Here is a 21,026-nt window from a genome sequence, read left to right as displayed (position 1 = left end):
CCCATATTGACAAGTACAGGGAACGGGCGGACACAGTTCCGTCATGACGGAAGACGCCGGTGATATCCTGACCCGCCTGCCCGCGCGGCTGAAAGACGCCCGGCGCGCGCAAGGTCTGTCGCTGGAAGCGGTGGCCAATCTTTCCGGCGTGTCACGTTCGATGGTCAGCCAGATCGAACGCGGCGAAAGCAGCCCCACAATTTCGACCCTGTGGAACCTCACCCGCGCATTGCAGATTGATTTTGCCGGCCTGCTGGATGCCGGGAACGTACCGGACAGCATCGACATCCTGCGTGCCGCCGAGGCGCCGACCATCGACAATCGCGGCCAGGGCTGCCGCATCCGCATCCTGTCTCCGCCGGAAGAGGCCGAGCATCACGAGGTTTACGAACTGGTCTTTTCCGAGGGCGGCGCCCTGGTCAGCCAGCCGCATACCCGCGGCACCCGTGAACATCTGACCGTGATCGAGGGCACGCTTACGGTAAATTCCGGCACGGCCGAGGCGGTTTTGGCCAAAGGCGACACCGCGCGCTATGCTGCCGATGTGCCACATTCGATTGCACCTGCTTCCGGGCCCGCCCGCGCGTTGTTGATCGTCAAATACGCGGACTAATCCGTTTAAGCGGATTTTTTCCGTTAACATGGATTTCCTGTATTTCGGACTGGCATCCGCTATGGTAGAATTCTGGGCAAAGGAGAGTCGCCATATGTCCACCGCCTTTCTCGACCATGTTTCTAACACGCTTGCCGAAATCGACGCCGAGGGGCTGACCAAGCGCGAACGGCTGATCACCTCGCCACAGGGCGGCGAAATCACCGTGAACGGGCGCAGCGTGATCAATCTCTGCGCCAACAACTATCTCGGCCTTGCCGATCATCCCGCGCTGATCGCCGCGGCCAAAAGGGCGATGGACGATCACGGATTCGGCATGGCCAGCGTGCGCTTCATCTGCGGCACCCAGGACCTGCACCGCGCGCTGGAACAGCGGCTGGCACAGTTTCTCGGCCTGGACGACGCGATCCTGTTTGCCGCCTGTTTCGATGCCAATGGCGGCGTGTTCGAACCGCTTCTGGGGCCCGAGGACGCGGTGATCTCGGATGCGTTGAACCATGCCTCGATCATCGACGGGATCAGGCTCTGCAAGGCGAAAAGATACCGCTATGCCAATTCCGACATGGCGGATCTGGAGGCCCAGCTGAAGGCCGCCCGCGCCGCCGGCGCGCGGCATGTCATGATCGCCACCGACGGCGTGTTCAGCATGGATGGTTACCTGGCGAAGCTGGCCGAGATCCGCGCCCTGGCCGACTGGTACGAGGCGCTGGTGATGGTGGATGACTGCCACGCCACCGGCTTTATGGGGCCGCAGGGGCGCGGCACTCCGGCCCATGCTGGCGTGCCGGTCGACATCCTGACCGGGACCCTGGGCAAGGCGCTGGGCGGGGCCATCGGCGGCTATATCGCCGCCGCCCAGCCGGTGGTCGACCTGCTGCGCCAGCGCGCCCGGCCCTATCTGTTCTCCAATTCGCTGCCGCCCGCCATCGCCGCCGCCGGGATCGAGGCGATCCGCCTGGTCGAAGAGGGCGACGCGCTGCGCGCGCAACTGTTCGACAACGCCGCTTATTGGCGCGCCGGGCTGGCGCGGCTGGGTTTTGACCTGCTGCCCGGCGAACACCCGATCATTCCTGTCATGCTGGGCGAGGCGCAGCTGGCGCAGGACATGGCCGCGCGCCTGTTCGAGGAGGGCGTTTATGTCTCGGGCTTTTTCTTCCCGGTGGTGCCGCGGGGCCAGGCCCGCATCCGCACCCAGATGAACGCGGCGCTGACCCGGGACGAGCTGGACCGCGCGTTGGTGGCGTTTGAAACCGCAGGCCGTGCCACGGGGGTGTTGAAATGAGCAAGGCTCTGGACGTTTATGCCGACCATGCCGATGCCTTGATCACCCGCTATGACGCGGTCACGGCCGAGCAGGTGCTGGCACCCATCGCCGACCTGCTGCCGCCGCCCCCAGCGCCCTGCCTGGATGTGGGCCCCGGCAGCGGGCGCGACGCTGCGTGGCTGGCCGCTCGCGGCCATCCGGTCATTGCCGCCGAACCCATCGCCAGGTTCCGCGTCGCGATCGCCACCCGCGCCCCAACGGCAACCCTGGTCGATGCCCGCCTCCCCGACCTGGACGGCGTCGCGGGTTCATTCGACGTTATCCTTGCGAACCTCGTCTGGCATCACCTTTCGGTCGAAGCACGGGACATCGCGTTGGCCCGCCTTGTCGACCTGCTCGGCCCGGCAGGCCGGCTGTTCCTGTGCCTGCGCAACGGCCCCGCCATACCGCAACGGGATGTCTGGGCGCTGGAGACCGGCGCGGAAATCACCCGCGCCGCCGCCGCTGGGCTTGACCTGCTGCGGCAGACCGAGGCGCCGCCGCGCAACGCGGAAGAGGCAGAGGCCGGCATCACCGCCACGTGGCTCGCCTTTGAACGGAGGACCGGATGACCAACAAAATGCAGGCCCTGGTCAAGGCGAAATCCGAACCCGGCCTTTGGCTGCAATCGGCGCCAGTGCCCGAGATCGGCCCCGATGACGTGCTGATCAAGATCAACAAGACCGGCATCTGCGGCACCGATATCCATATCTGGAACTGGGATGAATGGGCGCAGAAAACTGTGCCGGTGCCGCTGATCACCGGCCATGAATTTGCCGGCGAGATCGTCGAGATCGGCCGCCGTGTCGAGGGACTGGAACTGGGCCAGCGTTGTTCCGGCGAGGGCCATCTGATCGGCAAGACCTCGCGGCAAAGCCGGGCCGGCAAGTTTCACCTGGATCCGGCGACGCGCGGCATCGGCGTGAACGAGCCGGGTGCCTTCGCCCAATACCTGCGCCTGCCCGCCTTCAACGTGGTACCCCTGCCCGACGACATCCCGGACGAGATCGGCGCCATACTCGATCCGCTGGGCAACGCGGTGCATACCGCGCTCAGCTTTGATTTGGTGGGCGAGGATGTGCTGGTCACCGGCGCCGGGCCGATCGGCATCATGGCCGCCGCCGTCGCCCGCCATGTCGGCGCCCGCCATGTGGTGATCACCGATGTCAACCAGGCGCGGCTGGACCTTGCCGCGCGGGTGGCCGACGTGATCCCGGTGAATGTCACCACCCAGGATCTGGCCCAGGTAGAGTCGGATCTGAAGATGAAGGAAGGCTTTGATGTCGGGTTGGAAATGTCCGGCAATCAGCAGGCGCTGGATCAGATGGTCGAGGCGCTGGTGATGGGCGGGCATATCGCCCTGCTGGGCATCCCGCCGGGCAAAAGCCCGGTGGACTGGTCGCGCATCGTGTTCAAGGCGATCACCATCAAGGGCGTTTATGGCCGCGAGATATTCGAAACCTGGTACAAGATGATCGCGATGTTGCAGAACGGGCTGGATATCTCGGGCGTGATCACCCACCGTTTCCCGGTGGCAGAATTCGAACAGGGCTTTGCCGCGATGAAATCCGGGCAAAGCGGCAAGGTGGTGCTGGACTGGACATGACCGCCGCCGGTTCCATTCTCGACGTGATCGGGCGCACGCCGGCGGTCTGGCTGGACCGGATGACCGCCGCGCGGGGGCTGAACGGGCGTATCCTGGCCAAGCTGGACTATCTCAACCCCGGCTTTTCCAAGAAAGATCGCGCCGCGCTGGGCATCATCCGCATGGCGCGGGCCGACGGCAGCCTGCACCCCGGCCAGGGGGTGGTTGAATTGACTTCGGGCAACATGGGCACCGGCCTGGCCATCGTCTGCCGCCAGCTGGGCCATCCCTTTGTCGCGGTGATGAGCTGCGGCAACTCGCCCGAGCGTGCCGCGATGATGGCGGCGCTGGGGGCCGAGGTGGTGCTGGTCGACCAGGCGCCAGGCAGCCGCGCAGGCGAGGTTTCGGGCGCCGATCTGGCCCTGGTCGAGGCCGAAGCGCAGCGCCTGACCGCCGAGCGTGGCGCCTTTCGCGCCGATCAGTTCAACCACCCCGGCAATGCCCGCGCCCATGCCGACACCACCGGCCCCGAACTTTGGGCCGATAGCGGCGGCAGCCTGACTGCCTTTGTCGATTTCGCCGGTTCGGGCGGCAGCTATGCGGGGGTGATTCAGGCTCTGAAAAGGGAGAACCCCGCGCTTAGAGGCTATGTTCTGGAACCCGAAGGCGCCGCCGCGCTGTCCGGTGCTCCGGTCCGCGATCCCGCCCACCCGATCCAGGGCGGCGGCTATGCCATGGCGGATCTGTCGCTGCTGGCCGGGGCCCCGGTCGATGGTTATCTGACAGTCACCGGGGACGAGGCCCGCAGCACCGCCCGCGCGCTGGCGGTTGAGGAAGGCATTTTTGCCGGATTCTCGGCCGGAGCCAATGTCGCCGCCGCGCTGCGCCTGCTGGAAGGGCCCGAAAAGGGCGGCACCATCGCCGCGTTGATCTGCGACAGCGGGCTTAAATACCTGTCGACCGATCTGTGGACATAGGCCCGATTTTGCCGCCGGGACTATCCCAGCGACATCCGCCCGCCTTCATCCAGCAGCCAGACCTCGCGCCCTTCGAACACCGCCGGATAGATCGGCCGGCCATAGCCGGCGCCGCCATCCAGGTTGACCCGGTTGCCGTGATGACAGGGCACGTCAAGCGCGGTATGCCCGTGCACCACCAGCCACGGATGCGGCCGCGTGTCATCCAGAAACCCGGCGCGTATCCAGACCAGATCATCCTCGGCCTGCTCGGCCAGCGCCACGCCGGGGCGAATACCGGCATGGACGAACAGCAACTCGGCCCGTTCTTCGTACACCGGCAGCGTTTCCAGGAAATTGCGATGTGTCGCGGGCACCGCCTGTCGCGCCTGTTCCAGAACCTCGGCAAAGGGCCGCGTTTCCGCTTCGGTCACGCCATAGGAGGCCAGTGTTGCCGCGCCGCCCAGGCGCGGGTGCAGCCAGCCGATGCCGGATTTGACCTGGTCGTCATGTAGGGTTCCATCGCTGAGGAAGCGGGAGAACATGCGGTCGTGATTGCCCTTGACCACGGTCCAGCGACGGCCGGCGGCCTGTCCGGCGATCAGCCGTTCGATCACCGCGCGCGACTCCGCGCCCCGGTCGACCAGGTCACCCAGGAACACGATCTCGGCATCGGGCCCGCCATCGGCCTCGATCCAGGCCAGCGCCTGTTCGAGAAAGGCAAGCTGCCCGTGAATATCACCGATGGCATAGATGGGGGATGACATGAAATGACCTCGTTGCCCTGCGGAAGCTTGTGTTTCACACCCCGCCGGAAAGGTCCACCGCCGGTCCGGTCACTGCGGACCGATGGCGTCAAGGGCACCACGCGGAGCGTATCGCCCCGCGCAGCGCCGTTTTTCTATCAGGCCACGTCGAATTGCAGCGGCTTGACCTGCCGGAACAGCCCGGTGTCCTTCAGCTTGGCGATGGTCTCCGCCGAAACCAGCTCGTCAACGTAAAGCAGGGCAATGGCCTCGCCCCTCGGCGCGGCACGGCCCAGGGTAAAGTTGGCGATGTTCACGCCGTTTGCACCCAGCGTCTGGCCCAGCGTACCGATGATGCCCGGCACATCCTCGTTGGTGGTATAGAGCATATGCGCGCCGATCTCGGCATCGATATTGATGCCCTTGATCTGGATAAAGCGCGGCTTGCCATCGCTGAACACCGTGCCTGCGATCGACCGCTCGCGTTTATCGGTCACCACCGTCACCTTGATATAGCCATCAAACGCGCCGGACTTGTCCTGGTTGGTGGTGCTGATCTTGATGCCGCGTTCCTTGGCGACCACCGGGGCCGACACCATGTTCACATCCGGGTTGACCCGTTTCATGATGCCCGCAACCACGCCGCAATTCAGCGCCTCGAGATTCATTTCCGAGACCGAGCCGTCATAGAGGATGTTGATCGCCTTGATCGGTTCGTCGGTCATCTGGCCGATGAAGCTGCCCAGATGCCCGGCCAGTTTCAGCCAGGGGCCCATGATCTTGGCCTCTTCGGCGGTGACGCTGGGCATGTTCAGCGCGTTTTCCACCGCACCGGTCAGCAGATAGTTCGACATCTGCTCGGCCACCTGCAGCGCCACGTTTTCCTGCGCCTCGGTGGTGGCCGCACCCAGATGCGGGGTGCACACCACGTTGGGCAGGTTGAACAGCGGGCTATCGGTGGCGGGTTCGGTGCTGAACACGTCGATCGCCGCGCCGGCGACATGGCCGGATTTCAGCATCTCGGCCAGCGCCTCTTCGTCAACCAGGCCGCCGCGGGCACAGTTGATGATGCGCACGCCTTTCTTGGTCTTGGCCAGGTTCTCGCGCGACAGAACATTGCGGGTCTGCTCGGTTAGCGGCACATGCAGGGTGATGAAATCGGCCTTTTTCAGCAGCTCGTCCAGCTCGACCTTTTCGACACCCATCTTGTCGGCCTTGTCCTCGCCCAGATAGGGATCATAAGCGATGACTTTCATATGCAGCCCGCGCGCCCGGTTGCAGACGATGCCGCCGATATTGCCGGCACCGATCACGCCCAGCGTCTTGCCGGTCAGCTCGACACCCATGAATTTCGACTTTTCCCATTTTCCGGCATGGGTCGAGGCGCTGGCCTCGGGCAGCTGGCGCGCCACCGCGAACATCAGCGCGATGGCATGTTCGGCGGTGGTGATCATGTTGCCGAACGGCGTGTTCATCACGATCACGCCCTTTTTCGAGGCGGCGTCCTTGTCGATATTGTCGGTGCCGATCCCGGCGCGGCCGATGACCTTCAGCTTGTCAGCCTTTTCCAGGATGGTCGGTGTCACCTTGGTGGCCGACCGGATGGCAAGGCCGTCGTAATTGCCGATGATCTCGGCCAGCTTTTCCTTGTCCTTGCCCAGCTCGGGCATGAAATCGACCTCGATGCCGTTATCCTTGAAAATCTGGACGGCGGCGTCGGACAGCTTGTCGGAAATGAGTACTTTGGGAGCCATTTTGGGATCCTTGTTTAATGCCCCGCACGCGCGGGGCTCTCCAGTGTCGGAGGAACCGGGGGAAAGATCCCCGCCTGCGCGGGGAGGGCAGGTTCAGGCGGCTTCGGTCTGCGCCGCGATCTCGGCCTCGAAGGCCCATTCGATCCAGGGCAGCAGCGCCTCGACATCGGCGGTTTCCACCGTCGAGCCGCACCAGATCCGCAGACCCGGAGGCGCATCGCGATAGGCACCCACATCCAGCGCCGCGTTTTCCGCTTCCAACCGCTTGGCTACGGCCTTGGCAAAGGCGGCGCCATCCTTGATCCGGGCGTCGGTGAACTTCACGCAGACCGAGGTGTTGGACCGCGTCGCCGGGTCGCTTGCCAGGAAGTCGATCCAGTCATGGGTCTCTACAAAGGCCGAAACCGCCGCCGTGTTGGCATCGGCCCGCGCGATAAGGCCCTTCAGCCCGCCCACCGAGCGCGCCCAGTCCAGCGCAACCAGGTAATCCTCGACCGCCAGCATCGACGGCGTGTTGATGGTTTCGCCCTTGAAGATACCTTCGTTCAGCTTGCCACCCTTGGTCATGCGGAAGATCTTGGGCAGCGGCCAGGCCGGGGTATAGCTTTCCAGCCGCTCGACCGCGCGGGGGCTCAGGATCAGCATGCCATGCGCCGCTTCACCGCCCAGCACCTTCTGCCACGAGAAGGTGACCACATCCAGCTTGTCCCAGGGCAGGTCCATCGCGAAGGCGGCCGATGTCGCGTCGCAGATGGTCAGGCCGGCCCGGTCGGCCGGGATGGCGTCGCCATTGGGCACCCGCACACCCGAAGTGGTGCCGTTCCAGGTGAAGACGACATCGGTGTCGAAATCCACTTCGGCGAAATCGACGATTTCGCCATAGCCGGCTTCTTTCACCTCGGCGTCGATTTTCAGCTGCTTGACCACATCGGTGACCCAGCCGGCGCCAAAGCTTTCCCAGGCCAGCATCGTGGCCTTGCGCGCGCCCAGCATCGACCACATCGCCATTTCGACGGCGCCGGTATCCGAGGCCGGCACGATGCCGATGCGATAGTCGGCCGGAATGCCGAGAATCTCGCGCGTCTCGTCGATGGCCGCCTTCAGCTTGGCCTTGCCGATGGCGGCACGGTGCGACCGGCCCAGCGCGGCGCCGGACAGCTTGTCGAGGGTGAATGCAGGGGGTTTGGCGCAGGGGCCAGAGGAGAACCGCGGATTGACCGGCCGCGATGCCGGTTGAGCAATAGCCATTGATGCTACCCTTCCAGATAAGCGCCCCTCGTTGGGGAGGGGTGTCCCGCTGCTGCGTATAGGGGTGATTCGGAAACCGCGCAAGGCGGCAGATGTCGCTGACAGGCAGCGGCATGTCGCTTTCTGTGCGTTTCCCTGCATTTAACGGGCCCCTGCCGGCACGCGACGCCGCCCGGAGGACCGGCACAGCAGGATATAATTCTGATGCTTGGTGCACCGCGCGCTGTGCTAGATTGAATCACCTGGCCGGAGGCGGCCAAAGCGATTCTCTGCTTTTGACGGAGTGCTAAATTGAAAACCCAAATATTTCTGGCCGCCTTCGCGGCCACCGTCTGCGGCTCGACAGCATCAGGCAACTCCCTTCTGGAACGCGGCGAATATCTTGTCGAAGGACCTGCCGGTTGTGGCAATTGCCACACCGCGCCCGAGCCCGGTTCACCCGCCTATGGCGGCTGGACGATTCACGAGGTTGCCTTTACCGCGGAGGCGCCCAACATCACCCCGGCCAGTCGCATCGCCGACTGGAGCGATGCCGAATTGTCGCGCGCGATTCGCGAGGGCATCCGGCCGGATGGCAGCGTGATCGGCCCGCCGATGCCGATCGGGCTGTATCGCGGCCTGTCCGATACCGATCTGGCGGCGATCGTGGCCTATATCCGCACGCTGGAGCCGGTCGAAACCGAATTCCGCCGGTCGGATTACCCCTTCCCGCTGCCCCCGAATTACGGCCCGCCGGTCGAGCATGTGCCGGATATCCCGCGCGGCGAAACCGTGGAATATGGCGCCTATCTGGCCGGGCCGGTGGCGCATTGTATCGAGTGTCACTCGCTGACGCACGAAGGCCCCGATTTTGAAACCAACCTGGGCGGCGGCGGTTACGAATTCGAAGGGCCCTGGGGCGTGTCCATCGCCGCGAATATCACCAGCCACCCCGAGGCGCTGGCGCAATACAGCGATGACGAAGTGTTCCAGATGGTCACCACCGGAGTCCGGCCCGGCGGCACCCAGATGAACCCGCCGATGGGCTATGCCTATTACGCGCGGACCGCACCGGAAGACATCCGCGCAATCATCAAATATCTGCGGACCCTGCCGCCAATCGCCCCCGGCGGCTGATGCCTTTCCATTTGGCCCGCCGCGTGCTTAATGCGCGGCGGGATCCGAAGGAGAGGCCATGTTCACCGTCACGCTTACCAGCAATCCGGCCGCACCTGCGCTGGAACCGGCCGCCGCCGAAGCCTTGCGCAGCGCCTGGGGTGGAGCCGCGCTCAACTGGCTGGCACCCAATCTTGCCGTTGAATTTGCCGTGGCCGAGATGCCCGGCAACCGCTGGCAGGTCTGGGAGGATCTGCAATCGCTGCGCATCGACCTGAACGTTCAGCCCACCGAGGGACGGCGCAAGCGGATGCTGCTGGCCGACATGGATTCAACCATGATCCAGCAGGAATGTATCGACGAACTGGCCGACGAGGCCGGGGTGGGCGACCGGGTGAAAGACATCACCGCCCGCGCGATGAATGGCGAGCTGGATTTCGACGGCGCCCTGACCGAGCGGGTCGCCCTGCTGAAAGGCCTGCCCGAGTCGGTGATCGACAAGGTGCTGGCCGAACGGATCACCCTCGCACCCGGCGGGCCGGAACTGCTGGCGACGATGCGGGCCAATGACGGTTACGCCGTGCTGGTTTCCGGCGGCTTCACCGCCTTTACCGGTGCGATTGCCGGCAAACTCGGCTTTGACGAGAATCGGGCAAACACGCTGCTGATCCACGATGGCGCCCTGACCGGCGAGGTCGCCCGCCCGATCCTGGGCCGCGAGGCCAAGATCGCGGCGCTGGAAGAGATCTCCGCCCGGCGCGGTTTGACCGAACACCAGGTGATCGCCGTCGGTGACGGCGCCAATGACCTGGGGATGTTGCACCGCGCCGGCACCGGCGTGGCGCTGCATGCCAAACCCTCGGTTGCGGCGCAATGCGACCTGCGCATCAATCATGGTGACCTGACCGCGTTGCTGTACCTTCAGGGCTATGCCAGGGACGAATTCACCTCGCCCCGGTAATTTTTCTTGCCGTTATTTAACTATTAAGTTAAACAGTGAGCATGACCAAGCTCACGCAGACCTTTGCCGCGCTGGCGGATGACACCCGGTTTGAAATCGTCGAACGACTGGTCGCCGGGGGCGAGATGGCGGCCGGCGACCTGTCTGACGGGTTCGGCATCAGTGCCCCGGCGATTTCCCGGCACCTGAAGGTGCTGCGCACCGCCGGCCTGATCGACCAGCGCGCCAAGGGCACCCATCGTTATTATACCGTCCGTCCCGAAGCGCTGCGCGCCATCGCGGATTGGACCAGCAACCACCGCGCCTTTTGGGAGGGCAGCCTCGACCGGTTGGATACCCTGCTGGCGCTCGATCCCGACGGGGAGGAAGAGGCATGAAGGACCTGCAGGACTTAGAAATAACCCGCGACTACAACGTCAGCCTCGATCGGCTCTGGTCTGCGGTCACCCGGCCCGAGCAGATTGCCCAATGGCTGGGCCCCGAAGGCACGCGATTGGAACGCTGCGATGTCGATTTCAGCCAATTAGGGCCATATACCTGCGTGATGATCGGACTGGACAGCGGCAACCGCTTCGAGGTGTCGGGCCAGGTAACCCATGTGCAACCGCCCGAGGACGGCAGCGGGTCGGTCGGCTTTACCTGGGCCTGGCACGATGACCAAGACCAGCGCGGGCACGAAAGCCACGTCACTTTTTCGGTGCAGCCCACCGATACCGGCGCGCGCCTGATCCTGACGCATCGCGGCCTGGCCTCGGAGGAACAATCGCTCAGCCATGAAAGCGGCTGGCTGTCGACCCTGTCCAAGCTGGACAAACTGCTGACCTGATCACCAAAAGGGAGACACGGAATGCCCGATTTCATTTTTGCCTATCACGGCGGCAAGCCCCCCGACACGCCGGAAGAGGGGGAAAAGGCCATGGCGGCCTGGATGGCCTGGTTCAAAAGCATGGGCGAGGCGACGAAACAGCCCGGACATCCGGTGGGCATGTCGAAAACCGTCAGCGGGTCCGGCATCGCCGACAATGGCGGGGCCAACCCGCTTTCGGGCTATTCCGTTGTCACGGCCGCCGATATCGGCGCCGCCTGCGAGATGGCGCGCGGCTGCCCGATGGTGGTGGATGGCAGCGGGACGGTCGAGGTGGCCGAACTGATGGAGATGTAGCCACTCCCGCGGCTCAGATCGGCCGAGTCAGCGGCCCGGCCGGCCTGATTTCACCCACGGTCATGCCGCGCCGGTTCACCACCGGCGCGTTGCAATAGGTGCGCGCCACCGGGTCGCGCGCGGAAATTGCCCCCAGCCCGGCCAGGATCGCGGTGATCGCACATTCGCTGGCGCGTGTTGCGCCATCGGTGATCTTCAGCGCGATACCCAGGCCCAATTCAGGTAGAATCCCGGTAAACACGCCATCTGCACCGGTCTTGACCGCCACCTTGCCCTTCATCGCCCGCATCAGCGCGGTACAGGACCGCCCCTCGCCCGCCACCAGTTCGGGATGCGCCAGCATCGCGCGGGTCAGTTGCACCGCCGCCGCGCTTTGCCGGTCGCTGCGCCGCCGAGCCGAGGCGAACCAGGCCATGGCGCGGGCCAGCCCATGCACCGTGGTGGCAAAATTCGGCGCCGAACAGCCATCGATCCCGTAGCCGGCGATATCGCTGCCGGTGACGTCCTCGAATGCGTTCAACACCGCCTGCTGCACCGGATGGTCAATCTCGTGATAATCCGGACCCGCCGCCATATGCGCGGTCACGGTCAGAAACCCGGTATGTTTGCCCGAGCAGTTATTATGCACCTGGCAGGGCTGTTCGCCGGCCCGGATCATCGCCTCGAAAGCGGGCCGGTCGCCCGGTTCCTGCGGGCCGCAACGCAGCGCGTCGTCATCCAGCCCCAGCTGGTCCAGCCATTTGCGCACGCGCTCGGTATGAATCGCCGCACCGTTATGCGAGGCGCAGGCCAGTGCCAGATGTTCCGAGTTCAGCCCGTATTTATCCGCCGCCCCCGAACTCAGCAGCGGCAGCCCCTGGATCATCTTGCAGGAACTGCGGGGATAGATCACCGCGGCGGGATCGCCCCAGGCTTTGACGATCTGGCCGGTATCGTCACAGATCACCGCATGACCCTGATGCACGCATTCCAGAAGCGCGCCGCGCCAGATCTCGACAAGTGGTTCGGGACTGGTCATTTCATACCCCATTTCTTGGCGAAAACCCGCCAATCGCCCTTTCGCCCCGTGCGCAAGTTACGTTAGTGTGTTTCTGTCAGCAAGCGACGGAAAGCGCCGTCCAAGACGGAATAAAAATCCGCAGGCGCCAACGTGAATTTGAGGTAACGGACAGTCTGGAGGCTGGACAGATGGGATCGAAGATCGCCCGGACCATCGCGGGCCTGTGCGTGGCTGCGGCAGCGATGCCCGCGGGTGCGCAGAATCAGGAAGAAAGCAACAACCGCGTGTCGGCCGACACCGATTGGAGCGTGTTTGTCGATGAGAACCCCAAGGAATGCTGGGGGGTCTCGGCACCGAAGGAAACCGTCAACACCCGCGATGGCCGCGTTGTGGCGGTGCGGCGTGGCGATATCCTGTTGATGGTGTTCTACCGCCCCGAAGCCGGGGTGAACGGGCAGGTCACCTTTACCGGCGGCTATCCGTTCGCGGAAGGGTCGACCGTGAACCTGGATATCTCGGGCAGCCAGTTCGAACTGTTTACCGATGGCGAATGGGCCTGGCCGGCGACGCCTGCCGATGACACCCGGATCATCACCGCGATGAAACGCGGCGCCCAGGCGACGCTTTCGGCGCGGTCTTCGCGCGGCACGCAGACCAAGGACACATTCTCGCTGCTCGGTTTCACCGCCGCCATCGAGGATGCGGAAAAGCGGTGCGCGGGCTGATCTGCCACGATTGCTTTTGATTTCGCGCGCGAATCCTGTATAGGGGCTATCTTTCAGGAAAACGGAACGCCCCATGCCCGCCTCGGCACCGATCACGCAGGATGTCCATACCATCCCCCGGACTCTTCCGGAGGGGGGTAAGGTGAATCTGGTCGGGCTGACGCGGGACAGGCTGCGCGCGGCGCTGATCGAGGCGGGTACGCCCGAGAAACAGGCGAAGATGCGCACCGGGCAGATCTGGCAATGGATCTACCAGTGGGGCGTGCGCGACTTTGACCAGATGACCAACCTGGCCAAGCCCTATCGCGCGATGCTGGCTGAAAAATTCACCGTCGAGATTCCCGAAGTGGTGTCTAAACAGGTGAGTTCCGACGGCACCCGCAAATACCTGGTACGCATCGCCGGGGGGCACGAGGTTGAAACCGTCTATATCCCCGAAGAAGACCGCGGCACGCTGTGCATCTCGTCGCAGGTCGGCTGCACGCTGACCTGTTCGTTCTGCCATACCGGCACGCAGAAACTGGTGCGCAACCTCACCGCCGCCGAAATCGTCGGTCAGGTGATGATGGCGCGCGACGATCTTGAGGAATGGCCGGTTCCCGGTGCGCCCAAGGACGAAACCCGCCTGCTGTCGAATATCGTGCTGATGGGCATGGGCGAGCCGCTGTACAATTTCGAGAACGTGCGTGACGCGATGAAGATCGCCATGGATGCCGAGGGTATCCAGCTGTCGCGCCGCCGCATCACGCTGTCGACCAGCGGCGTTGTCCCCGAGATCGCGCGCACCGCCGACGAGATCGGTTGCCAATTGGCGATTTCGTTCCACGCCACCACCGATGAAACCCGCGACAAGCTGGTGCCGATCAACAAGCGCTGGAACATCGAGACGCTGCTGGAGGCGCTCAAGACCTATCCCAAGGCCTCCAATTCCGAACGCATCACCTTTGAATACGTGATGCTGAAAGACGTGAACGACAGCGACGACGACGCGCGGCGGCTGATCCAGCTGGTCAAGGATTATGGCATCCCGGCCAAGATCAACCTGATTCCGTTCAACGAATGGCCCGGCGCGCCTTATCAGCGGTCGTCCAACAACCGCATCCGCGCCTTTGCCGATATCATCTATAAGGCTGGCTATGCCTCGCCCATCCGCACCCCGCGGGGCGAGGATATCATGGCCGCCTGCGGCCAGCTGAAATCGGCCACCGAACGCGCCCGCAAATCCCGCCGCCAGATCGAGGCCGAGGCGGGGCTGTAAGGCACACCCTCATCAAGACCGATGCAATAAACCGCCGGCCGAGCCCTGTCTCGGGCGGTCGCGGCTGCGTGGCCGGGCGGCTGAACGGGCGAAACAATGCCCCGGAAACTGTTCGTTCATCGGAGCGAAACAGCCAGGACAGCGAGTTATTGTTCCTCGTTCGGAAACACATTGGCCCGAATTGATGCCCAAACCGGCAAGATATCCGCAACAATGCCGGCATTTTTGCCCCGGCGCCGCAAAATGACCCAGATGCGGATACATTTCAGCCCCGAAGCACCCGCCATCATCAGGCCATGACCAACCCCAGCCAAAGGACACGGGAAATGGCAAATGGCATGTACGAAAACGGCGTGATCGACGCCACGCTGCTGGAACTTCTGCGCGACGAGCGCAAAAAGGCGCTGTCGCATCGCGAATGGAAATTCCGGCTGGCCGGTTTCGGCTATGGCATCAAGGAAGACGGCGAGCGCAAAATCGTGACGCGGCTTTTGAATGGCACCGAGCTGGGATTGCTGCCGGTCAACTTTCACTGACCGGCAACTCCGGCAAAGTTGAGGATCAGGAGAAATCCCAGCCGTCCGGCAGAAGGATCCAGTTTGTCTGCGATGCCTTGAAATGGCTCAGGCCATCCAGATGCAGGCCGTATTCGACGCGGTTGTCGTCGGTATAGTCAAGCTCGACAAACCCGTTCTCCATGCGGATTTCCAGAACGCCGTCGTCGCCTGAAAAGGCACGTTTTCCGATATAGCGTACCTCCTCCACATAGCCGAACAGCAACTCGGACAGTTCGGTCAGGTCCAGCTTGTCGCCCTGCTTTTTGTTGAAGTCGGTTACGCGCGTCGACACGTCCTGGTCGGCAAACCAGCCGCCGACCTGAAAACGGTCACCGCCTTTGCCGCCGGTCCAGACATTGTCACCGATGAAATCGCTGGCAAAGGTATCGCGTCCGCCGCCGCCGAGAACGGTATCGCTGCCACCCTTGCCTTCAAGCCTGTCCCTGCCGCCGCCGCCGTTGATGTAGTCATCCCCGTCATAGCCATCGATTTGGTCGTTGCCGCCCTGGCCGAAGATCCTGTCATTCCCGCGCGACGCATTGATGTAATCGGCACCGGCGCCGGCGAAAATGATGTCATCCCCCAACGAGCCGTTGATATAGTCGGTGGTCGAGGTCAGACTGCCTTTGACCCCGCTGGTTGTCAGTTCGTTCCAGATCAGGCCCGAGCTGCCCACCTCCGTCACCCGCGCCAGATCGACACCGGACCGGATCTGAATTTCTCCGACCTCTTCACCATCCCGGACAAATTCAACCTTGGTGACGCGACCGGTCCAATCGCCATTGGCTTTCTTGAAACGACCATGAAAGGTGATACCGGCGTCCATGGCGAAATCGGGCTGGTTGTGAATCTGATAATCATACTCGGTGCTGATCGTGAAGGATTTGGCGCGATTTCCCGTCGGCGCGCCGTCGGACCAGTCTTGTGCATCGAAGAAAAGCCGACCTTGTGTGAACAGGGAAAACACGTCGGCATAAAAGACAGCCTCGGGCGCGAGGCTGTTAATCAGTGACTTTGGCATTTTATGGGTAGTTCCTTTAAATTGCTGGTATAACGCGATATTTCGCGTTCAATAAGCGCTTGTTAGCGGCTTTCATTCAGACCGGCAATTATTTTGACCACCCGGTGGAGCGCGGGTTTAGCGCCCCGGAATATCGTCGCGCGGCGGTGCTGGCTCCCAATTGCCGATGATTTCGGCCGCCTGTTCGGCGGTCTCGACAAAGCGGAACAGGTCCAGATCCTCGGGCGAAATCGTGCCCGCATCGGCCAGCGCCTCCCAGTTGATGATCTTTTCCCAGAACGCCTGGCCGAACAGCAGGAAGGGCACCCGCTCCATCCGCCCGGTCTGAATCAGGGTCAGCGATTCAAACATCTCGTCCAAGGTCCCGAAACCGCCGGGAAAGACGCAGATCGCGCAGGCACGCATCAGGAAATGCATCTTGCGCACGGCGAAATAGTGGAAGTTGAAACACAGGTCCGGCGTGACATAGGTGTTGGGCGCCTGCTCGTGCGGCAGCACGATGTTCAGCCCGATCGAAATGCCGCCCGCCTCATGCGCGCCGCGATTGCCGGCCTCCATCACGCCCGGCCCGCCGCCGGTGACGACGACGTGATCATGCCCGCCGCCGGCGATACATTTCTCGGTCATCATCCGCGCGAACCGCCGCGCCTCGTCATAGTAATGCGACAGATCGGCCAAGGTCTGGGTCCGCGCTGTGTCTTTCTTGGCCGGTTCCGGAATCCGCGCGCCGCCGAACAGCACCACCGTGCTTTTGATCTGGTGTTCGTCCAGGTGCATCTGCGGCTTCAGCAATTCCAGCTGCAGCCGCACCGGCCGCAGCTCTTCCCGGCACAGGAAATCCTCATCCGCAAAGGCCAGCCGATAGGCCGGCGCCCGGGTCTGCGGCGTATCGGGCACATGGGTGGCGGTGTCCCGGTCGGTATGGGCATCACGGAAAGCGCTAAGTCGCTGGTCTCGCATTGGACAGGTCCTGATCATTCACATCTCTAGGCTTACCCGCTTCCAGGCGCAGGGGCCAGCGGTGGCGGCCCCGATCTGGCCGGCTTTGCCGGTTGCAGCCGGGTTTCGCGGCGCTAGGGTGGCACGGCAGGACAAATGGGACGATGGCGATGGTGGGCAGGGACGATATCGATGCGGCGGCACAGCGGCTGTCCGGTCACGTGGTGCGCACGCCGGTGGCCACGCTCTCCGGCTTTGGTCTGCGCCATCCGGTCGAGATGAAGCTGGAACAGCTGCAACATACCGGCACCTTCAAGGCGCGCGGCGCCTTCAACACGCTGCTGGCGGTTGATGTGCCCCCGGCCGGGGTGGTGGCGGCAAGCGGCGGCAATCACGGCGCGGCCGCGGCCTTTGCCGCCCGCGCATTGGGCCATCCCGCGCATATCTTCGTCCCGGAAATGGCCGGCCCGTCCAAGATTGCGCTGATCCGGCAAACCGGAGCGGCCCTGCGGGTGGTGCAGGGCGAATACGCCACTGCGCTGGAGGCCGCCCGCGCCTATGAGGCCGAAAGCGGCGCGATGCAGATCCATGCCTATGACGCGCCGCTGACGGTGGCGGGGCAAGGCACGCTGATACGCGAATGGGAGGAACAGGGTCTGCAGGCCGACACGGTGCTGATCGCCGTCGGCGGCGGCGGCCTGATCGCCGGGGCAATGGCCTGGCTGGGCACCCGGCGCAAGGTGGTGGCGGTGGAACCCAGAACCTCCTGCGCGCTGAACGCGGCGCTGGCGGCGGGCAACCCGGTGGATGTCGAGGTGTCGGGCGTCGCCGCCAACGCGCTGGGCGCGCGCCGGATCGGCGACATCTGTTTCGGCCTGGCCCGGCAGACCGGTGTCGAAAGCGTGCTGGTCGAAGATGGCGCGATCACCGCGGCGCAACACGCGCTGTGGCGCACCTGCCGCCAGTTGGTGGAACCCGCCGGGGCCACCGCGCTGGCCGCGCTGACCAGCGGCGCCTATGTCCCGGCCGAAGGCGAAAAAGTCGCGGTGCTGGTTTGCGGCGCCAATATTGCGCCGGATCCCTTCGCCGCGTGAATCCAGTTGCCAGCGGGCAGCAAATTCGCGTCAATATCTGACAGAACTCCCTCGCAAGGGTCGCCCGATGCCCGCTGTCCGGTTCTTTGCCCTTCTCCTTGTCCTGTGGTCCGGCCCCCTGGTTGCCGAACCCAGCGCCTTTGTCTGGCGTGGTGTGCTGAATTTCGACCCTAACAAGGTGATTGGACGACAGGGCGGCACGCTGGGCGCGCTGATGTCCGAGTTTTACGGCGCCGGTGCGATGGGCGGCGCGGTCGAGCTGTCCGGCGAAGTCCGCTATGAAACCGGCGTGGCGACAACCACCGCCAACCAGAACGTTGCCGGCTTCAAAGACGCGGTCACCGCGGCAACGCTGCGGTTGGGAGCGATCGAAACCACCATGAACGCCGCCCTGATCGCGGCACATGTCGCCACCAGCGGCGTCGGCATGATGACCCGCTATGATGGCAGTTTTTGCGTCGATGCCGATCATTGCCGCCTGGCCGGGCTGGAAATGACCCGCATGGGCAACATAGCCGTCCTGCTGAACGATGCCGGGCATACCCTGATCGACGAAACCGGCCCGACCGGCAAGACGGGAGACGGCTTTGGCTTCATGGTCGGGCGCACCGCCGCGACCGGCGAATTCGAACCCGCCCTGCCAACCCAGGGCTTTGGCGTGATCGGCGTTGACGGTCTGGCGGTGGCGATGTTTTCGGTGCCCGGCCTGCAGCTGGTGAATGGTCTGACATTGCCGCATATGCGCCAATTGATCGGCACGCAGGCCATCGGGCGCAGCGAGATCTGGCTGTTCCTGGAAGGGCCCGAACTGATCGAAACCCTGCGGATCGAGGGCCGCCTGACCGGGATCGAGGCCGATCCCTAAGCAGGGCGATTGCGCCCAGCGGGTTTGATCTCTATAGCGGCGCCGGAACTCACAGGGAGAATCCGATGTCCAACGCCCAGCTTGAAACCGCCATCGAAGCCGCCTGGGAGGCCCGCGACACCATCACGCCCGCCACCACCGGTGAAACCCGCAACGCAATCGAAGACACGCTGAACGCACTGGACAGCGGCGAACTGCGTGTGGCCGAAAAACAGGCCGACGGGTCGTGGCATGTCAATCAATGGGCGAAAAAAGCGGTGCTGCTGGGCTTCCGGATCAAGGATATGGAGCACCAGTCCGGCGGCCCGCAGGGCAGCGGCTGGTGGGACAAGGTGGACAGCAAGTTCGCCGGCTGGGGCGACGACCAGTGGAAGGCCGCCGGTTTCCGCGCAGTGCCGAACTGCGTGGTGCGCAAATCGGCCTATATCGCACCGGGTGTGGTGCTGATGCCGTCCTTCGTCAATCTCGGCGCCTATGTCGACAGCGGCACCATGGTCGACACCTGGGCCACCGTCGGGTCCTGTGCGCAGATCGGCAAGGGCGTGCACCTGTCCGGCGGCGTCGGCATCGGCGGTGTGCTGGAGCCGATGCAGGCCGGCCCGACCATCATCGAGGACAATTGCTTCATCGGCGCCCGGTCGGAAGTGGTCGAGGGCGTGATCGTGCGCGAAGGCTCGGTGCTGGGCATGGGCGTGTTCCTGGGCCAGTCCACCAAGATCGTCGACCGCGCCACCGGCGAGGTGATGTACGGCGAGGTGCCGCCCTATTCGGTGGTGGTGGCCGGCTCGATGCCCTCCACCGGCGGCGTCGGCCTCTATTGCGCGGTGATCGTCAAGCGGGTCGATGAAAAGACCCGCTCGAAAACCGGCATCAACGAATTGCTGCGCGACTGATTTCGCCACGCCGGTCGGAGAGCTGCGGCGGGCGCGGAGCAAGGGCAAAGCCCGCCGCGCCCGTCCAAACACTATGACAGGCCGGCCCAGCTTGCCGTTGCGCAATCAGCAACGATCGGATCTGATTGTTTCCGTCATCGCGCCGCAACGCCATTTCACCGTCCGTTTGCAGCCGCATTTCACCGCTAGCTTCGCCAGGTGCTATGCGGTAACGAGTTGTTTTTTCGCCGCTTTCGCTAGGTGAAAGACATCAGGCATTGGCTGTCCCGGCCCGCTGCCTGGGGATTGCACAGATCGCGGCCGCAGTGCCCGGTTCCGGTTTCGGTGCCGGGCACTGTCCCGCGCGATCACGGTCTAAACCACCCGGCGCTTGACATCGCCCCGGCGCCGGCGCATCGCGGGGCATGGCAAAACAACCCTCACGTCAGCAGGTCTTTACCCTTGTCGTCCAGATCGGGCGCAAGGATGGCGATGGCCTGCCCAAGGACGCCACCGGCGCGGCGCTGGTCTGCTATGCCAGCGGTGTGGACGAGGCCGAAGCGGTGCGCGAAACGGTGGCGATCCTGAAACAGGCCGATACCGCTCCGCTGGATGTCACCGGATACGGCACCCTGGACGAGCGCGAAGAGCAGGGCCACGAAATTCCCGAGGAAGAGCGCGCGCTGATGTTGCGCGCGCTGGAGGAAAACGCGGTGATCGTCGCCCAGATGACGCCGTTTTTCGGAGAAGAAACCGAATAGAGCCTAAGCCGCGCGGTAATCGGCCAGCATCGCCGCCTCATGCGCACGCAGCACCGCATGCGCGGGCGGGCTGTGTTCGGGCAGGGTGTTGCGGCTGAGCGGGGCCAGCAGGCTGGCGGCCAGCGGCCCCGGCTTGCGCCGGATGCGCCCGATGCCCAGGCTGTCCAGCGCCGCGCCGGCAATGTTGATCGGCTCGTTCTCGGGCAGCAGCAGCTGAACGTAACGGATGAAGCGGCCACAGCGCACCGGCTGAACCGCGTGACCGCTCAGCAGGTCGCCCGCACGCATCCGAACGGTCTCTTTGCCGAACAAGTACTCCACCTCGGATCCGGACAGGATCAGACCCTGCAGAGCGCTGACCGCTATGTCCTGGCGCAGGCCGAAAAACGGCGCGCGCAACCGCACGGGCGCGAAACTGCCGCGCGCCGGCACGGTACGCGTGATCAGGTGCAGCACCGGCACGCTGTCGCCGGCGGCGGTGATCACCAGGTCGCCGCGCCGCAACTGCCCG

24 protein-coding genes are annotated in these 21,026 nt (G+C 64.2%); 17 read left to right on the top strand and 7 right to left on the bottom strand.

The annotated features are described in order from the left end of the window. The first annotated feature begins 43 nt into the window (after positions 1-43). The 5 genes from CVM52_RS09100 to CVM52_RS09080 all read left to right on the top strand — a co-directional run bounded on the left by CVM52_RS09100 (position 44) and on the right by CVM52_RS09080 (position 4,478). Positions 44-613 carry a helix-turn-helix domain-containing protein gene (locus CVM52_RS09100; RefSeq protein WP_100162194.1) on the top strand — a complete coding sequence of 190 codons (570 nt, stop codon included), beginning with the start codon at positions 44-46 and terminating at the stop codon, positions 611-613. A gap of 94 nt (positions 614-707) precedes the next feature. Continuing rightward, complete coding sequence (locus CVM52_RS09095) at positions 708-1,895, top strand: glycine C-acetyltransferase (RefSeq protein ID WP_100162216.1); 1,188 nt, start codon at positions 708-710, stop codon at positions 1,893-1,895. Further along, positions 1,892-2,488 carry a class I SAM-dependent methyltransferase gene (locus CVM52_RS09090; protein WP_100162193.1) on the top strand — a complete coding sequence of 199 codons (597 nt, stop codon included), beginning with the start codon at positions 1,892-1,894 and terminating at the stop codon, positions 2,486-2,488. Before CVM52_RS09095 ends, CVM52_RS09090 begins: the two co-directional genes overlap by 4 nt. Then, complete coding sequence (gene tdh / locus CVM52_RS09085; RefSeq protein ID WP_100162192.1) at positions 2,485-3,522, top strand: L-threonine 3-dehydrogenase; 1,038 nt, start codon at positions 2,485-2,487, stop codon at positions 3,520-3,522. Before CVM52_RS09090 ends, tdh begins: the two co-directional genes overlap by 4 nt. After that, positions 3,519-4,478, top strand: coding sequence for a PLP-dependent cysteine synthase family protein (locus CVM52_RS09080; RefSeq protein ID WP_100162191.1), 960 nt, complete (start codon positions 3,519-3,521; stop codon positions 4,476-4,478). Before tdh ends, CVM52_RS09080 begins: the two co-directional genes overlap by 4 nt. A gap of 20 nt (positions 4,479-4,498) precedes the next feature. On the opposite strand, the gene CVM52_RS09075 is transcribed toward CVM52_RS09080, so the two are convergent. The 3 genes from CVM52_RS09075 to CVM52_RS09065 form a co-directional block, all read right to left on the bottom strand. Further along, positions 4,499-5,224 carry a metallophosphoesterase family protein gene (locus tag CVM52_RS09075; protein ID WP_100162190.1) on the bottom strand — a complete coding sequence of 242 codons (726 nt, stop codon included), beginning with the start codon at positions 5,222-5,224 and terminating at the stop codon, positions 4,499-4,501. Positions 5,225-5,361: 137 nt separating this feature from the next. After that, positions 5,362-6,957 (bottom strand): phosphoglycerate dehydrogenase, encoded by a 1,596-nt coding sequence (gene serA, locus CVM52_RS09070; protein ID WP_100162189.1) that lies wholly within the window; start codon positions 6,955-6,957, stop codon positions 5,362-5,364. Between the two features lie 93 nt (positions 6,958-7,050). Next, the gene (locus CVM52_RS09065; protein ID WP_100162188.1) at positions 7,051-8,205 is read right to left on the bottom strand and encodes a phosphoserine transaminase; all 1,155 of its coding nucleotides are present in this window, start codon (positions 8,203-8,205) and stop codon (positions 7,051-7,053) included. A gap of 291 nt (positions 8,206-8,496) precedes the next feature. On the opposite strand from CVM52_RS09065, the gene CVM52_RS09060 reads away from it, so the two are divergent. Genes CVM52_RS09060 through CVM52_RS09040 form a run of 5 tightly spaced genes read left to right on the top strand, consistent with a single transcriptional unit; the run spans position 8,497 to position 11,423 of the window. After that, positions 8,497-9,321: a cytochrome c gene (locus CVM52_RS09060; RefSeq protein WP_240620909.1), complete on the top strand. Its 825-nt coding sequence runs from the start codon at positions 8,497-8,499 to the stop codon at positions 9,319-9,321. 58 nt (positions 9,322-9,379) lie between these two features. Then, positions 9,380-10,261, top strand: a complete 882-nt coding sequence (gene serB / locus CVM52_RS09055; protein WP_100162187.1) for a phosphoserine phosphatase SerB — start codon at positions 9,380-9,382, stop codon at positions 10,259-10,261. 41 nt (positions 10,262-10,302) lie between these two features. Continuing rightward, positions 10,303-10,638 (top strand): ArsR/SmtB family transcription factor, encoded by a 336-nt coding sequence (locus CVM52_RS09050; protein ID WP_100162186.1) that lies wholly within the window; start codon positions 10,303-10,305, stop codon positions 10,636-10,638. Next, the gene (locus CVM52_RS09045; protein ID WP_100162185.1) at positions 10,635-11,087 is read left to right on the top strand and encodes an SRPBCC family protein; all 453 of its coding nucleotides are present in this window, start codon (positions 10,635-10,637) and stop codon (positions 11,085-11,087) included. The genes CVM52_RS09050 and CVM52_RS09045 overlap by 4 nt, the downstream gene beginning before the upstream one ends. 21 nt (positions 11,088-11,108) lie before the next feature. Further along, positions 11,109-11,423, top strand: coding sequence for a YciI family protein (locus tag CVM52_RS09040; RefSeq protein ID WP_100162184.1), 315 nt, complete (start codon positions 11,109-11,111; stop codon positions 11,421-11,423). A gap of 13 nt (positions 11,424-11,436) precedes the next feature. Here the strand turns inward: CVM52_RS09040 and CVM52_RS09035 are convergent, their stop codons facing one another. Further along, positions 11,437-12,441, bottom strand: a complete 1,005-nt coding sequence (locus CVM52_RS09035) for an asparaginase (protein WP_100162214.1) — start codon at positions 12,439-12,441, stop codon at positions 11,437-11,439. Between the two features lie 170 nt (positions 12,442-12,611). Between CVM52_RS09035 and CVM52_RS09030 the strand changes: the two genes are divergently transcribed. From CVM52_RS09030 to CVM52_RS09020, 3 genes are all read left to right on the top strand, one after another. Continuing rightward, entirely contained in the window at positions 12,612-13,148 is a 537-nt protein-coding gene (locus CVM52_RS09030; protein ID WP_100162183.1) for an invasion associated locus B family protein, read from the top strand. Positions 13,149-13,221: 73 nt separating this feature from the next. Next, positions 13,222-14,406 carry a dual-specificity RNA methyltransferase RlmN gene (rlmN, locus tag CVM52_RS09025; protein WP_100162182.1) on the top strand — a complete coding sequence of 395 codons (1,185 nt, stop codon included), beginning with the start codon at positions 13,222-13,224 and terminating at the stop codon, positions 14,404-14,406. 326 nt (positions 14,407-14,732) lie between these two features. Continuing rightward, positions 14,733-14,942, top strand: a complete 210-nt coding sequence (locus CVM52_RS09020) for a hypothetical protein (RefSeq protein ID WP_240620908.1) — start codon at positions 14,733-14,735, stop codon at positions 14,940-14,942. 25 nt (positions 14,943-14,967) lie between these two features. Here the strand turns inward: CVM52_RS09020 and CVM52_RS09015 are convergent, their stop codons facing one another. Then, complete coding sequence (locus CVM52_RS09015; protein WP_100162181.1) at positions 14,968-15,984, bottom strand: calcium-binding protein; 1,017 nt, start codon at positions 15,982-15,984, stop codon at positions 14,968-14,970. Positions 15,985-16,101: 117 nt separating this feature from the next. Beyond that, positions 16,102-16,944, bottom strand: coding sequence for an LOG family protein (locus CVM52_RS09010; protein ID WP_100162180.1), 843 nt, complete (start codon positions 16,942-16,944; stop codon positions 16,102-16,104). Between the two features lie 149 nt (positions 16,945-17,093). Between CVM52_RS09010 and CVM52_RS09005 the strand changes: the two genes are divergently transcribed. The 4 genes from CVM52_RS09005 to CVM52_RS08990 all read left to right on the top strand — a co-directional run bounded on the left by CVM52_RS09005 (position 17,094) and on the right by CVM52_RS08990 (position 20,515). Next, positions 17,094-18,017 carry a threonine/serine dehydratase gene (locus CVM52_RS09005; RefSeq protein WP_100162212.1) on the top strand — a complete coding sequence of 308 codons (924 nt, stop codon included), beginning with the start codon at positions 17,094-17,096 and terminating at the stop codon, positions 18,015-18,017. A gap of 67 nt (positions 18,018-18,084) precedes the next feature. Further along, the gene (locus tag CVM52_RS09000; protein ID WP_100162179.1) at positions 18,085-18,882 is read left to right on the top strand and encodes a hypothetical protein; all 798 of its coding nucleotides are present in this window, start codon (positions 18,085-18,087) and stop codon (positions 18,880-18,882) included. Positions 18,883-18,947: 65 nt separating this feature from the next. Next, entirely contained in the window at positions 18,948-19,775 is an 828-nt protein-coding gene (gene dapD / locus CVM52_RS08995) for a 2,3,4,5-tetrahydropyridine-2,6-dicarboxylate N-succinyltransferase (protein WP_100162178.1), read from the top strand. 404 nt (positions 19,776-20,179) lie between these two features. Continuing rightward, complete coding sequence (locus tag CVM52_RS08990) at positions 20,180-20,515, top strand: DUF8846 family protein (protein WP_100162177.1); 336 nt, start codon at positions 20,180-20,182, stop codon at positions 20,513-20,515. A 3-nt stretch (positions 20,516-20,518) separates the two neighbouring features. On the opposite strand, the gene CVM52_RS08985 is transcribed toward CVM52_RS08990, so the two are convergent. Then, a partial coding sequence (locus CVM52_RS08985) for a Hint domain-containing protein (RefSeq protein WP_205964915.1) occupies positions 20,519-21,026 on the bottom strand: 508 nt, incomplete at its 5' end.

The organism is Pseudooceanicola lipolyticus, assembly GCF_002786325.1.
In the GTDB taxonomy this organism is placed as follows: domain Bacteria; phylum Pseudomonadota; class Alphaproteobacteria; order Rhodobacterales; family Rhodobacteraceae; genus Pseudooceanicola_C; species Pseudooceanicola_C lipolyticus.
This window is presented reverse-complemented; position numbering and strand designations above follow the sequence as displayed.